This window comes from Streptomyces sp. B1I3, assembly GCF_030816615.1.
GTDB lineage: Bacteria > Actinomycetota > Actinomycetes > Streptomycetales > Streptomycetaceae > Streptomyces.
Window position 1 is genome coordinate 5,577,877 of record NZ_JAUSYD010000001.1, and the last position, 13,015, is coordinate 5,590,891.

The 13,015-nt window shown below is 70.1% G+C and carries 12 protein-coding genes; 4 read left to right on the forward strand and 8 right to left on the reverse strand.

Annotated elements, in window-relative coordinates; translation table 11 throughout:
- On the reverse strand, window positions 1-1,038 hold the full coding sequence (locus QFZ58_RS25345; RefSeq protein ID WP_307127192.1) for a rod shape-determining protein: 1,038 nt from the start codon (window positions 1,036-1,038) through the stop codon (window positions 1-3).
- Window positions 1,039-1,167: 129 nt separating this feature from the next.
- Entirely contained in the window at window positions 1,168-1,743 is a 576-nt protein-coding gene (locus QFZ58_RS25350) for a hypothetical protein (protein ID WP_307127193.1), read from the reverse strand.
- Window positions 1,744-2,076: 333 nt separating this feature from the next.
- Between QFZ58_RS25350 and QFZ58_RS25355 the strand changes: the two genes are divergently transcribed.
- Window positions 2,077-2,586: a hypothetical protein gene (locus QFZ58_RS25355; RefSeq protein ID WP_307127194.1), complete on the forward strand. Its 510-nt coding sequence runs from the start codon at window positions 2,077-2,079 to the stop codon at window positions 2,584-2,586.
- Window positions 2,587-2,771: 185 nt separating this feature from the next.
- Here QFZ58_RS25355 and QFZ58_RS25360 read toward each other — a convergent pair whose 3' ends face one another.
- Entirely contained in the window at window positions 2,772-3,275 is a 504-nt protein-coding gene (locus QFZ58_RS25360; protein ID WP_307127195.1) for a MarR family winged helix-turn-helix transcriptional regulator, read from the reverse strand.
- A gap of 124 nt (window positions 3,276-3,399) precedes the next feature.
- Between QFZ58_RS25360 and QFZ58_RS25365 the strand changes: the two genes are divergently transcribed.
- From QFZ58_RS25365 to QFZ58_RS25375, 3 genes are all read left to right on the forward strand, one after another.
- On the forward strand, window positions 3,400-4,422 hold the full coding sequence (locus tag QFZ58_RS25365; protein WP_307127196.1) for an NADP-dependent oxidoreductase: 1,023 nt from the start codon (window positions 3,400-3,402) through the stop codon (window positions 4,420-4,422).
- A gap of 89 nt (window positions 4,423-4,511) precedes the next feature.
- Window positions 4,512-4,940 carry an organic hydroperoxide resistance protein gene (locus QFZ58_RS25370; protein WP_307127197.1) on the forward strand — a complete coding sequence of 143 codons (429 nt, stop codon included), beginning with the start codon at window positions 4,512-4,514 and terminating at the stop codon, window positions 4,938-4,940.
- Between the two features lie 181 nt (window positions 4,941-5,121).
- On the forward strand, window positions 5,122-6,639 hold the full coding sequence (locus QFZ58_RS25375) for an alpha-N-arabinofuranosidase (protein ID WP_307127198.1): 1,518 nt from the start codon (window positions 5,122-5,124) through the stop codon (window positions 6,637-6,639).
- A gap of 70 nt (window positions 6,640-6,709) precedes the next feature.
- On the opposite strand, the gene QFZ58_RS25380 is transcribed toward QFZ58_RS25375, so the two are convergent.
- From QFZ58_RS25380 to QFZ58_RS25400, 5 genes are all read right to left on the reverse strand, one after another.
- Window positions 6,710-7,867, reverse strand: a complete 1,158-nt coding sequence (locus QFZ58_RS25380) for an aldose epimerase family protein (protein WP_307127199.1) — start codon at window positions 7,865-7,867, stop codon at window positions 6,710-6,712.
- 28 nt (window positions 7,868-7,895) lie between these two features.
- Window positions 7,896-9,140, reverse strand: a complete 1,245-nt coding sequence (mmsB, locus tag QFZ58_RS25385) for a multiple monosaccharide ABC transporter permease (RefSeq protein ID WP_307127200.1) — start codon at window positions 9,138-9,140, stop codon at window positions 7,896-7,898.
- The gene (mmsA, locus tag QFZ58_RS25390) at window positions 9,137-10,687 is read right to left on the reverse strand and encodes a multiple monosaccharide ABC transporter ATP-binding protein (RefSeq protein ID WP_307127201.1); all 1,551 of its coding nucleotides are present in this window, start codon (window positions 10,685-10,687) and stop codon (window positions 9,137-9,139) included. Before mmsA ends, mmsB begins: the two co-directional genes overlap by 4 nt.
- A gap of 32 nt (window positions 10,688-10,719) precedes the next feature.
- Window positions 10,720-11,829 carry a multiple monosaccharide ABC transporter substrate-binding protein gene (gene chvE, locus QFZ58_RS25395; protein ID WP_307127202.1) on the reverse strand — a complete coding sequence of 370 codons (1,110 nt, stop codon included), beginning with the start codon at window positions 11,827-11,829 and terminating at the stop codon, window positions 10,720-10,722.
- Window positions 11,830-11,959: 130 nt separating this feature from the next.
- Window positions 11,960-12,943, reverse strand: a complete 984-nt coding sequence (locus QFZ58_RS25400; RefSeq protein ID WP_307127203.1) for a hypothetical protein — start codon at window positions 12,941-12,943, stop codon at window positions 11,960-11,962.
- Window positions 12,944-13,015 lie beyond the last annotated feature (72 nt).

Consider the following 13,015-nt stretch of genomic DNA (forward strand, 5'->3'; position numbering starts at 1 on the left):
TCAGCGGGCGAGCGGAGTGAGGACCAGTGGCTTGACCTTGCCGTCCAGCATGGCACCCAGCCCGAGCACGGAGCACACGTCGGGCCGCTCGGCGATGTGCACGGGCACTCCCGTGGCGTCGCGCAGCATCTGGTCCAGTCCCGGAAGCAGGGCACTCCCGCCGACCATCGTGATCCCGGAGTCCGCGATGTCCGCCACCAGGTCGGGCGGGCAGTCGCGCAGCACCTTGCCGAGTCCGTCGATCACCGCCGTGAGAGGGGTGTGGATGGCCTCGCGCACGGCGGCGGTGTCGACCTGCACCGAACGGGCCAGGCCGGTGAGCACGTCACGGCCGTGGATCTCCGTCACCGCCGGGCCGCTGAGGGTCAGGCCGTTGCCCCGCAGCGCCAGCTGCAGGGGGCGCACGGACTGGCTGGGCAGCAACAGCTCGTGGTGCTGACGCAGGTGCTGGATCACCGCACGGTCGATGGCCTCGCCGCCGATCGGGATGCGTACGGCCGTCACGATCGAGCCGAGCGAGAGCACCGCGATCTGGGTCGTGGCGGCCCCGCACATCATGATCATGGTGGCGGTGGGCTGCTCCACCGGCAGCCCACAGCCGACGGCCGCGGCGATCAGGGTGTCCACCAGCTCCACGCGCCGCGCGCCGAGCCCGATCAGCGTCTCGACGGTCGCCCGCTGGGCCAGCGGATCGGCTTCGTGCGGGGTGCAGGCGGCGGCCCGCAGCCGGGGCTTGCGGCGCAGCTGGCGCCGGAGCTTCTCGCCGAGGAGGTGGCGCAACATGCGCTGGGCCATGTCGATGTCGACGACGGTCCCGCCGGTCACCGGCCGGGACACCCGGATGTAGGCGGGCGTGCGGCCGGTCATCTGTTCGGCGAGGGCGCCGACGGCGATGAGTGAGCCCGTACGGGTGTTGATGGCGGCGACGCTGGGCTCGTCGACGACGAGGCCGACCCCCTTGACGTACACGCGGGTCCTGGCGGCCCCGAGGTCGACGGCGACATGGCAACGGCGCAACTGCTCAAGACTGACGGTCATGGCAGGTCTCCCGAGAGCGCTGACGGGGGGAACCGGCGGTGGCCGGCTGTCCTGGCATCCTCCCGCCGGGCGGGGGACGGCGCGCGCCGGGTGAGGCGTACGGGGGAAACCGGGCCGGCGGTGCGAGAGCTACCGGGCGGGCCCGGGAAGCAGACGCTGGAACAGGCCCCAGGTGAACTCGGCGACGTGGCTCCGCCCGTCGGCAGGGTCCGTGACGGCCAGTGCCCAGCGGGTCGGCGCGCTGCCCTCCATCGGGCGGGCCCCCTCGAACGCCCGGGCCACCTCGTCCACGGTGCAGGACCACGGACGCAGGTCCGCGGCCGTACGCAGCCCGGGGCCGGGCAGGCCAGGGGCGCGGACCAGCCACTCGTTCCACACGGCACCGCCGGGGCCCGCCATCACCTCGAACCGCAGGTCCGGCCAGAGCGGCAGGGGCCACAACAGCGCGTCGCACTCCAGGTCGCCGACCGTGCGGCGCACGGACGTCTCGGGCTCGCCGAGGACCGAGCGGTAGCGGCGCAGGGCGCCCCGGCCGCGCGGGGCACGCACCATGGCCTGCCAGCGCCGGTTCGCCTCCCGCATCTCGGCGAGCGAGGCACTCAGTTCGTGGCGGGCGTCCTCGACCAGGTCCGGCTGGTGATCGGCCATCCGGCGCAACAGGACGAGCTGGAACTCGAGCGGTCCGAAGGGGGTGGGAGCGGTCATGGCGCCCATCCTGCCGCGTCCCACGCGTATCGGACGGCGTGCGCCGGAATCCGCTCTTCCCTACAGGATCCTCACCTGAGCGGCTTCCTCCGCCGCTCCCCACCCGTCTAGTCTGCGGGCCCCATGGACTACTGCCACCCGTGCCAACGGCACCTCAACGGCGCCCTGGCGTGCGCCGGTTGTGGAACCCCCGCCGACGCGCTGGCCCCCTACGCGGTCCCGGCCCGCTCCGTTCACGAACCGGAGCCGCCGGGCGAGATCCTCGAGCCCTCGGGGAGGGGAGGGTCCCGCCGCCGCGCCCGGGGCGCTGCGGGCCGCAAAGGCGGCCGTCGCGTGCACCGGCGCCGCGGGCGCGGGCTGCTGCTGACGGCGGTCGGCGTGGTACTGGCCGCCGGTGCGCTGAGCCTGGCCGAGCTGGCGGTGGAACCCGAGCACGAGGACGGCGCCGCCGAGTACGTGAGCGAGGCGACGGCGACCGTCACCGAACCCGTGCCGCCTCCCTCGGCCGGCACGGTGCACGACGGCCCCGGGCCGGTGGACGTCCCCACCGCCGTCCCGGTGACGGACTCCCACTCCGCGGACGCCGGGCCGGCCACGTCGGCGGCGCCGGAGGATTCCGGGGCGCCCGAGTCGGCGTCCGCACCGCCGGAGGAGCCGCCCTCCGCGTCCACACCCTCGGACCCCACGAACCCCTCGGACCCCCCGGACACGGGGACGCCGGCCGATCCGACGCCTTCCGGCCGGCCGACCGCGGACCCGACGCGGCCGGAGCCCCCGGAGGAGCCCTCGCCCAGCCCCTCGCCGACCGAGACCTGCACGCGGTGGCTCTGGTTCTGCACCTGAGGACGGGCTGCCGCCGGACCTCCCTCGACGGTCAGCCGGGCGACGGCCTTGCGACGGTGGCGCCCCAAGGGCCCGCGAGCTGGGCGGCGGCGCGTGGTGCCGGGATGACGTGGGGCGACTGCGGCATCCGGTACCGGCTCATCCGCCCGCGGACCTGATCGGGCGCCGGTTCGACCGCGCGATGTTCACCTGGCGGTGCGGCCGAGGGCCACGGCCGTCTCCGGGGGAGCGGTGGGGGGCACGTCCTCCGGCCGGCCCGCGGGCTCCTCGCCGAGCATGCGGCGCAGCAGGTCGCGCAGCATCGTGCGCTCCGCCTCCGACAGCTCGGCGAGCGGCTCGCGGGCGAAGTCCAGCGCGTCCCGCAGCTGCCGGGCCGTCCGTATGCCTTCCTGGGTCGGGGCGGCCAGTTTCACCCGCCGGTCGGCGGGGTCCGGGCGGCGCTCCACCAGGCCGCGGAGCTCCAGCCGGTCGACTATGCCGGTGATGTTGGAGGGCTCGCACTTCAGTTTCCGGGCGACCTTGCGCATGGGCATCGGTTCGAGGGAGAGGAGACCGAGTACACGGGCCTGGGCGCCGGTCAGGGCGTGGGCGGCCGCGGCCCGGTCGTACTCCTCGTGGTAGCGGGCCACGACGCCGCCGATGAGTTCGATGACGTCCAGGGTCAGCGGGTCCGTGCGCGAAGTGGCCATGACACTCAGGATACCCAATTACTTGACAAGGTGAAATATCGGAGCGCATGGTTGTTTCAGGTAATGAAGCATTTCCGCTTCCCGCCCCACACGTTCCGTGAGACATCGAGGAGACCCCCAGCCCATGTCTGCAGCACTTCCCACGTCCAGCCGCGAATGGCACCTCGTCGCCCGCCCGCAGGGATGGCCGGAGGCCAAGGACTTCGCGCTGCGCGAGGCGCCGGTGACCGCTCCCGGCGAGGGCCGCGTCCTCGTCCGTAACCTGTACTTCTCGGTCGACCCCTACATGCGTGGCCGGATGAACGACGTGAAGTCCTACACTCCGCCGTTCAAGCTCGACCACCCCATGGACGGCGGCGCTGTAGGCGAGGTCGTCGCCTCGAACGCCGACGGCTTCGCCGTGGGCGACCACGTGCTGCACGGCCTCGGCTGGCGCGAGTACGCCGACGTGCCGGCCAAGCACGCGGTGAAGGTCGACGCCTTGCTCGCCCCGCTCTCCGCCTACCTCGGCGTCCTCGGCATGACCGGCCTCACCGCCTACGCCGGCCTGTTCGACGTCGCCTCCTTCAAGGAGGGTGACGCCGTCTTCGTCTCCGGTGCGGCCGGCGCGGTCGGCAGCCAGGTCGGCCAGATGGCGAAGCTGAAGGGTGCCTCACGGGTCATCGGTTCGGCCGGATCCGACGAGAAGGTCAAGCTCCTGGTCGAGGAGTACGGCTTCGACGCGGCCTTCAACTACAAGAACGGCCCCGTCAGGGACCAGCTGCGCGAGGCGGCGCCGGACGGCATCGACGTCTACTTCGACAACGTCGGCGGCGACCACCTGGAGGCCGCGATCTCCTCGTTCAACGTGCACGGCCGCGCCACCATCTGCGGCATGATCGCCCAGTACAACGCCACGGAGCCCACCCCGGCCCCCCGCAACCTCGCGCTGGTCATCGGCAAGCGGCTGCGCCTGCAGGGCATGCTCGTCGGCGACCACTCCGATCTGCAGCCGCAGTTCGTCCAGGAGGTCGCCGGCTGGCTCGCCTCCGGGGAGCTCAAGTACCGCGAGACGAAGGTCGAGGGCATCGAGAACGGCTTCGACGCGTTCCTGGGCCTCCTGCGCGGCGAGAACACCGGCAAGATGATCGTTTCGCTGGACGCCTGACCGGCCCTGTCCGTCACCCGCTAGGCTCGGCCCAGGCCGTCGCGGTCGTGGGCGCGAGCCGCGGCGCATCAGCAGGAGGAATCCCCGGTATGACCATCCAGAACATAGACGTGGCCTACACCGCCGTCGCCACCGCGGAGAACGGCCGTGACGGCCGTGTCTCCACCGACGACGGCAAGCTCGACGTCGTCGTCAACCCGCCGAAGGAGATGGGGGGCAGCGGCGCGGGCACCAACCCCGAGCAGCTCTTCGCAGCCGGCTACAGCGCCTGCTTCCAGGGCGCGCTCGGCGTGGTCGCCCGCAAGGAGCAGGCCGACATCTCCGGCTCGACAGTCACCGCGTCCGTCGGCATCGGCAAGACCGAGGCGGGCGGTTTCGGCCTGGAGGTGGCGATCACCGCCTCCATCCCGAACGTCGACAGGGCCACCGCCCAGTCGCTCATCGAGAAGGCGCACCAGGTGTGCCCGTACTCGAACGCCACCCGCGGCAACATCAAGGTCGAGCTGTCGGTCGGCTGAGCAGGTCATCCGTACGTCCGAGGGCCGCATCCCGCTCCAGGGGTGCGGCCCTCGGCCGTACCCGCGGGTAAAGGTGCGCACGGGGCATTGACGGCCCGCGGAGGTTGACCCTACGGTCCCGTTCGAGAATACGAGCAGCATTCGAAATCTCGAACATAGGCAGTCGACCCGTGAGGAAGTCATGACCCGCACCGCGCGCTTCACCCTCGACCCCGCCTTCACCGTGGGTGAGGTGAACCCCCGGCTCTTCGGATCGTTCGTCGAACACCTGGGACGCTGCGTCTACGACGGCATCCACGAACCGGGCCACCCGCGCGCCGACGAGGCCGGGCTGCGCACCGACGTCCTCGACCTGGTCCGCGAGCTGGGCGTCACCGCCATCCGTTACCCCGGGGGCAACTTCGTCTCCGGCTACCGCTGGGAGGACAGCGTCGGCCCCGCCGACGAGCGCCCCCGCCGCCTCGACCTCGCGTGGCGCTCCACGGAGACGAATCGTTTCGGCCTTTCCGAGTACATCGACTTCCTCAGGAAGGTCGGCCCCCAGGCCGAACCGATGCTCGCGGTCAACCTCGGCACCCGCGGCGTCCAGGAGGCCATCCAGCTCCAGGAGTACGCCAACCACCCGTCCGGTACCGAGCTCTCCGACCGCAGGATCGCCCACGGCGACAAGGACCCCTTCGGCATCAAGCTGTGGTGCCTGGGCAACGAGATGGACGGCCCCTGGCAGACCGGCCACAAGACCGCCGAGGAGTACGGGCGGCTCGCGGCCGAGACCGCGCGCGCGATGCGCCAGATCGACCCGACCGTCCAGCTCGTCGCCTGCGGGTCCTCCAGCCGCGCCATGCCGACCTTCGCCGCCTGGGAGGCGACGGTCCTGGCCGAGACCTACGACCTCGTCGACTACGTCTCGCTGCACGCCTACTACGAGGAGACCGACGGCGACCGGGACTCCTTCCTCGCCTCGGCCGTGGACATGGAGTCCTTCATCGAGAGCGTCGTCGCGACCTGCGACCACGTCGGGGCGCGCCTGAAGTCGCCGAAGAGGATCAACCTCTCCTTCGACGAGTGGAACGTCTGGTACCAGAGGCGCTTCCAGCAGGAGACGGAGGAGAACCCGCTCGACTGGCCCGAGGCGCCGCGCCTGCTGGAGGACAACTACACCGTCACCGACGCCGTCGTCTTCGGCAGCCTGCTCATCGCACTGCTGCGGCACGCGGACCGGGTGACCGTCGCCTGCCTCGCCCAGCTGGTCAACGTCATCGCGCCGATCATGACCGAGCCCGGCGGGCCCGCCTGGCGGCAGACCACCTTCTTCCCCTTCGCCCAGGCCGCGCGGTACGGGCGGGGCCAGGTGCTGGACGTACGGGTGGACTCGCCGACGTACGGGACGGCGAAGTACGGCGAGGCGGACCTGCTGCACGCCACCGCCGTACGGGACCCGGAGACGGGCGCCGTCACCGTCTTCGCGGTCAACCGCAGCCAGGACGCCGTGCTGCCGCTCGAAGTCGCCCTGGCCGGACTCGGCCTGGACCGGGTCGCCGAGCACCAGGTGGTCGCGGACGCCGACCCGGAGGCCCGTAACACCCTCGCCGAGCCCGAGCGGGTCACACCGCATCCGGCCGAGGGCACCGAGCTGACCGACGGCGTCCTGAAGGCCGTGCTGGAGCCGCTGTCCTGGAACATGATCCGGCTGGTCTGACGACGGCGAGCGGCGCCCTCCCCCGGGCAGGGGGAGGGCGCCGCTCGTGGTCCGGCTGCCGGAAGGCGTGTCAGCGTGCCGAGAAGGCGTGCACCGTCGTCGAACGGTACGTCTCACCGGGACGCAGCACCGTCGAGGGGAACGACGGCTGGTTGGGGGAGTCGGGGAAGTGCTGCGACTCCAGGCAGAACGCGTCGCCCTGGCGGTACACCCGGCCCGCGGTGCCCGTCAGCGTGCCGTCGAGGAAGTTGCCGGTGTAGACCTGCATGCCGGGCTCTGTCGTGTACATCTTCATCACCCGGCCCGACCCGGGGTCCGTCACGGTCAGCGCGTACTCCGGGCGGGCCGTGATCCCCTTGTCCAGCACGTAGTTGTGGTCGATCCCCTGTCCGTAGCCGACCTGCTCGTGCGGGGTGCGGACGGCCTCCCCGATGGCGCGGGACCGCCGGAAGTCGAACGGCGTACGGGCCACCGGGGCGAGCTCACCCGTCGGGATGAGCGTCGCGCCGACGGGGGTGTAGCGCGACGCCGCGAGTTCCAGCAGATGCCCGTCGACGCTCCCGCTGCCCTCGCCCGCCAGATTGAAATAGGTGTGGCTGGTCAGGTTGAGGACGGTGGCGCGGTTCGTGGTCGCCGTGTAGTCGATGCGCCACTCCCCCCGGGAGGTGAGGGTGTAGACGACGCGGACGGCGAGCGCGCCCGGATAGCCGGCCTCGCCGTCCGGGCTGGTCCGGGTCAGGACCAGTCCGGTGTCGCCGCGTTCGGTGAACGGCTTCACGTCCCAGACCCGCTTGTCGAAGCCCTGGTCGCCGCCGTGCAGGCTGTTGGGGCCGTCGTTGACCGGCAGTTGGTGCGTGACCCCGTCGAGGGTGAAGCGCCCCTCGGCGATGCGGTTGCCGTACCGCCCGATCAGCCCGCCGAAGTACGGGGACTTCGCCACGTAGTCCGCGAGGTTGTCGAAGCCGAGCGCGACGTTCGCCGTCCGGCCCCTGCGGTCGTGGGTCTCCAGGGACTGGACGACGCCTCCCCAGGACAGGACCCTCAGCCGGGTCCCGCCGTTGGCGAGGGTCCAGCGGTGCACCTTCGTCCCGTCGGCGAGCGTACCGAAGAGCTCCTTGGACGGGGTGCGTCCGGCGGCCGCGGCGTGCGCGGCCGGGGTGCCTGCCGCCACGGCCAGCCCGGCGGCGGCCGTGGCCGCCAGGACGGTGCGTCTGCTGGTTCCGGTCATGAAACAACTCCTGTTGGAAGAGGGGGTGTTACGAGCCGACCTTGCGCTTGTTCCAGACGTCGAAGCCGACCGCGGCCAGCAGCACCGCGCCCTTGATGACCTGCTGCCAGTCGGTGCCGATGCCGACGAGGTTCATTCCGTTGTTCAGCACGCCGAGGACCAGACCACCGACGATCGCGCCGAGGACCGTTCCGACGCCGCCGCTCATCGACGCGCCGCCGATGAACGAGGCGGCGATGGCCTCCAGCTCGAAGTTGAGGCCGGCCTTGGGCGAGGCCGCGTTGAAGCGGGCGGCGAAGACCAGACCCGCCAGGGCCGCGAGCATGCCCATGTTCAGGAAGACCAGGAAGGTGACCTTCTTGTCCTTCACGCCCGACAGTTTGGCCGCGGGCAGGTTGCCGCCGATGGCGTAGATGTGCCGGCCGATGATCGCGTTGCGCATCAGGTAGCCGAACCCGACGACCAGCACGCCGAGGATGAGGAGTACGACCGGGGCGCCCTTGTAGCTGGCGAGCAGCAGCGTGACGACGAGGACGGCCGAGACCAGTGCGACCAGCTTCAGCAGGAACAGCTTGACCGGCGGCACGTCGAGGGCGAACTCCTGCTGCCGCTTGCGGTCGCGGACCTCCTGCAGCACCACGAAGGCGATCAGGGCGAAGCCCAGCACCAGCGTGAGGTTGTGGTAGTTGGTGGTGGGGCCGACCTCGGGCAGGAAGCCGTTGGCTATCTCCTGGAGGTCCTTGGGGAACGGGCCGAGGGTCTGGCCCTTCAGGAAGATCTCCGTCAGACCGCGGAAGAGCAGCATGCCCGCGAGGGTCACGATGAACGACGGTATGCCGAGATAGGCGATGAAGAACCCCTGCACCGAGCCCGCGACGGCGCCGATGGCCAGGCAGAGCACCACCGCGAGCGGCCAGGGGAGATCGTGCTCGACCATCAGCACGGCGGCCATCGCGCCGATGAACGCGGTCAGGGATCCGACCGAGAGGTCGATGTGGCCCGCGATGATGACGAGCATCATGCCGATCGCGAGGATCAGGATGTAGCTGTTCTGCAGCACCAGGTTGGAGACGTTGCGCGGCAGCAGCAGGTCGCCGTCCGTCCACACCGCGAACAGCACCACGATCAGGCCGAGGGCCATCAGCATGCCGTACTGGCGCATGTTGCGGCGCATGCCGCCGAGCATCAGTTGCAGCAGGCCGTCGCCGGAGGCCGGTCCGCCTCCGCCGTGCGGCGCGGGGGCCGGGGTCTTGGCGGTCAGGTCCGTGCTCATCGGGTTACCTCTTTGTCCTTCGTCATCTGACGCATCAGCGCTTCCTGCGAGGCCTCGGCCCGCGAGAACTCACCCGTCAGCCGGCCCGCGGCCATCGTGTAGATCCGGTCGCACATGCCGAGCAGCTCGGGCAGTTCGGAGGAGATGAAGACGACCGCCTTGCCCTGGGCGGCCAGCTGGTCGATGACCGTGTAGATCTCGTACTTGGCGCCCACGTCGATGCCGCGCGTGGGCTCGTCCAGGATCAGCACCTCGGGACCCGCGAAGATCCACTTGCTGAGGACGACCTTCTGCTGGTTGCCGCCGGACAGCTTGCCCACCGTCTCGAAGACGGTCGGCGCCTTGATGTTCATGGAGGTGCGGAAGCCCTCGGCGACCTGCCGCTCCCCGTGCTCGTCGACCAGGCCCCGCTTGGAGACCTTGCCCAGAGCGGTCAGCGAGATGTTCCGGTTGATGGTGTCGATCAGGTTGAGCCCGTAGTGCTTGCGGTCCTCGGTGGCGTACGCGATGCCGTGCCTGACCGCCTCGGGGACGGACTTCGTACGGATCTCCGTGCCGTCCCGGAGGACGGTGCCGCCCGCGTAGCGGCCGTAGGAGCGGCCGAAGACGCTCATCGCCAGCTCGGTGCGGCCGGCGCCCATGAGCCCGGCGATCCCGACGATCTCGCCGCGCCGCACCTCGATCGAGACGTCGTCGACGACCTTGCGCTGCTGGTCGATGGGGTGGTGCACGGTCCAGTTGCGGATCTCCAGGGCGGGCGCGGTCCCCTCCTCCGGGTGGTGCGGGGTCCGCTCCGGGAAGCGGTTCTCCAGGTCGCGGCCGACCATCCCGCTGATGATCCGGTCCTCGGTCGTATCCGCCGCCTTCACGTCGAGCGTCTCTATGGAGCGCCCGTCGCGGATGATCGTGACCGAGTCGGCGACCCGGCGGATCTCGTTCAGCTTGTGCGAGATGATGATCGAGGTCATGCCCTGTTCCTTCAGCGAGAGGATCAGGTCGAGGAGTTTGCCGCTGTCCTCGTCGTTGAGCGCTGCCGTCGGCTCGTCGAGGATGAGCAGCTTCACCTTCTTCGAGAGCGCCTTGGCGATCTCCACCAGCTGCTGCTTGCCCACGCCGATGTCGGCGACGCGGGTCTCCGGGTGCTCGTCGAGACCGACCCGGCGCAGCAGTTCGCCGGCGTGCCTGAGGGTGTCGTTCCAGTTGATCAGTCCGTGCTTGGCGTGCTCGTTGCCGAGGAAGATGTTCTCCGCGATGGAGAGGTACGGCACCAGCGCCAGCTCCTGGTGGATGATCACGATGCCGTGCTGTTCGCTCGCCCGGATGTCCTTGAACCGGCAGGTCTCGCTCTCGAAGAGGACGTCCCCTTCGTAGCTGCCGTGCGGATGGACACCGGAAAGCACCTTCATCAGGGTCGACTTGCCGGCGCCGTTCTCTCCGCAGATGGCGTGGACCTCGCCCTGGCGGACGGTCAGTGAGACGTCCGACAGCGCTTTGACACCGGGAAAGGTCTTGACGATCGAGCGCATTTCCAGGACGGGTCCCGCCATGGTCTTGCCTTCCAATCCTTGAGGGGGCCCGGTTACTTGAGGTCGTTCTCGGTGTAGTAGCCGCCGTCGACGAGGACCTCCTTGTAGTTGGCCTTGTCGACGCTGACCGGCTGCAGCAGGAACGCGGGGACGACCTTCGCGCCGTTGTCGTAGGACTTCGTGTCGTTGACCTCGGGCTTCTTGTCGTTCAGGGCCGCGTCGACCATGTTCGAGGCGACCTTGGCGAGCTGGCGCAGGTCCTTGTAGACGGTCTGCGTCTGCTCGCCCGTGATGATCGACTTCACCGAGGCGACCTCGGCGTCCTGACCGGTGACGACCGGCATCGGCTTGGCCTTGGAGCCGTAGCCGTCCGACTTCAGGGCGGAGAGGATGCCGATGGAGATGCCGTCGTACGGGGAGAGCACGGCGTCGATCCGGGTGCTGCGGTAGCTGGACGTCAGCAGGTCGTCCATGCGCTTCTGCGCCGTGCCGCCGTCCCAGCGCAGGGTGGTGACCTGGTTAAGGGCGGTCTGCTTGGACCTGACGACCAGCTCGCCCTTGGTCACGTAGGGCTGGAGGACGTTCATCGCGCCCTGGAAGAAGTACTTGGTGTTGTTGTCGTCGTTGGATCCGGCGAACAGCTCGATGCTGAAGGGACCCTTCTTGCCGTCCTTCAGGCCGAGCTTGTCCACGATGTACGTGCCCTGCAGCTCGCCGACCTTCTCGTTGTCGAACGAGGCGTAGTAGTCGACGTTCTCCGTGCCGAGGATCAGCCGGTCGTAGGAGATCACCGGGATGTCGGCGTCCTTGGCCTGCTGCAGCACGTTGTTCAGGGACTTGTTGTCGATCGCGGCCACGATCAGGGCGTCCACGCCCTGCGTGATCATGTTCTCGATCTGCGAGACCTGCTGGTCCGGGTCGTCCTCGCCGTAGACCAGCTTGGTCTTGTAGCCCTTGGCCTTCAGTTCCTTCTCGACGTTGGCGCCGTCGGAGATCCAGCGCTCGGAGGACTTGGTCGGCATCGCGACGCCGATGGTGGCGCCGTCGCTGCCGCCCTTGTCCTCCTCGCTGCCGCCCTCGCCGTTCTGGCCGCAGGCGGTCAGGGCGAGGGCGAGGGAGGCGGCGGAGGCTATGGCGGCGAGTGCGGCTCTGCGGTTGCGCATGGTCATCATCCTTGATGTGGGTCAGGGCTCGGTCCGGTGGTGCCTGGCCGCCGAGGGCGGATCGACCGAGAACGGGTGTGTGGGATTGTGCGCGGCTGTGTCTTTTTTTGGGGGAAGTGTTTCCGGAACGTTATGACGAGGTTCCGAACCGGCTGAGCGGACCCGGCAGCCGGGTGCCGAGCGGAGCCATGCCCCCGTCCGCCCCGTGCCGGGCGAGCAGGTCCAGTGCGAGACGGCCGCGTCGCACCCGTTCCTTGGCCGTGGCCAGCGCCAGCTCCCGCAGGTGCCGGCCGTACGGGTAGATCCCGGGCGACTTGGAGAGGCCGAACTTCAGGTACAGCGGTGCGCCGCGCCGGACCAGTTCGGCGACCTCGTACATCCGCACGTAGCCGCCGAGGTCGTCGGGGGCCTCGATGTAGAGGTCCATCGGGGCCCGGGAGACCCGGCGGATCTCCGTGAGCTGGGCGAGCGTCAGGTCGGACGGGATGTTGATCGAGTCGGCGCCGAGCTGCTCGAACACGGCGTACGAGGCCGGGTTCACCGGCCCGATGAGCGCCGAGACCTTGAACGTGGTGTCCGCGGGCAGGGCGCCCTGCTCGCGCAGCCGGTGCAGGGTCCACAGCACGCCCTCGTCGGCCACGAGCAGGCACTTCACCCCGAGCCCGGTGGCGCGCAGGGCGTCCTCGACGCAGCCCGCCAGGGCGTCGTGGCCACGGGATCGCAGCCCGGCGCCACCGGAGTCCGTACGGACCGAGGCGCCGGTGTCCCAGGTGCCGCGCGGCCCGGTGAACAGGCAGAGTTCGATGTCCCGTTCGGCGCAGCCCTCCACCATTTCGATGATCTCCGCGTCGGTCAGCATCCAGATACCGCTGCCCTGGCTGATGCGGTGGACCGGGACGTCGAGCCTCGCGGACTCCTTCAGTACGACGCCGAGGGCCTCCGGGCCCTCCACGGACGGCACCTCGGTGCGCCAGCTCCCGCCGTCGGGGAAGGAGTGCGGGGAGGCGTCGGAGGGCAGCAGGGGCGCCGGACCGAGGCCGAGCGAGGTGAGGACGGCGTCACCGGGGCGGCGGAAGCCGGTGGTACCGGAGGGAGGGGCAGGGACGTCGTTCACGGCTGGTCCTTCACGTTCGGTATTTCGGACGAAGTTCGGATCTTTGGGAGTACACCGGTACGGAGGCGGTCA

Coding starts and splice junctions, on each gene's coding strand:
- QFZ58_RS25345 (WP_307127192.1), bottom strand. CDS start 1,038: ATGACCGTCAGTCTTGAGCAGTTGCGCCGTTGCCATGTCGCCGTCGAC.
- QFZ58_RS25350 (WP_307127193.1), bottom strand. CDS start 1,743: ATGACCGCTCCCACCCCCTTCGGACCGCTCGAGTTCCAGCTCGTCCTG.
- QFZ58_RS25360 (WP_307127195.1), bottom strand. CDS start 3,275: ATGGCCACTTCGCGCACGGACCCGCTGACCCTGGACGTCATCGAACTC.
- QFZ58_RS25365 (WP_307127196.1), top strand. CDS start 3,400: ATGTCTGCAGCACTTCCCACGTCCAGCCGCGAATGGCACCTCGTCGCC.
- QFZ58_RS25370 (WP_307127197.1), top strand. CDS start 4,512: ATGACCATCCAGAACATAGACGTGGCCTACACCGCCGTCGCCACCGCG.
- QFZ58_RS25375 (WP_307127198.1), top strand. CDS start 5,122: ATGACCCGCACCGCGCGCTTCACCCTCGACCCCGCCTTCACCGTGGGT.
- QFZ58_RS25380 (WP_307127199.1), bottom strand. CDS start 7,867: ATGACCGGAACCAGCAGACGCACCGTCCTGGCGGCCACGGCCGCCGCC.
- mmsB (WP_307127200.1), bottom strand. CDS start 9,140: ATGAGCACGGACCTGACCGCCAAGACCCCGGCCCCCGCGCCGCACGGC.
- mmsA (WP_307127201.1), bottom strand. CDS start 10,687: ATGGCGGGACCCGTCCTGGAAATGCGCTCGATCGTCAAGACCTTTCCC.
- chvE (WP_307127202.1), bottom strand. CDS start 11,829: ATGCGCAACCGCAGAGCCGCACTCGCCGCCATAGCCTCCGCCGCCTCC.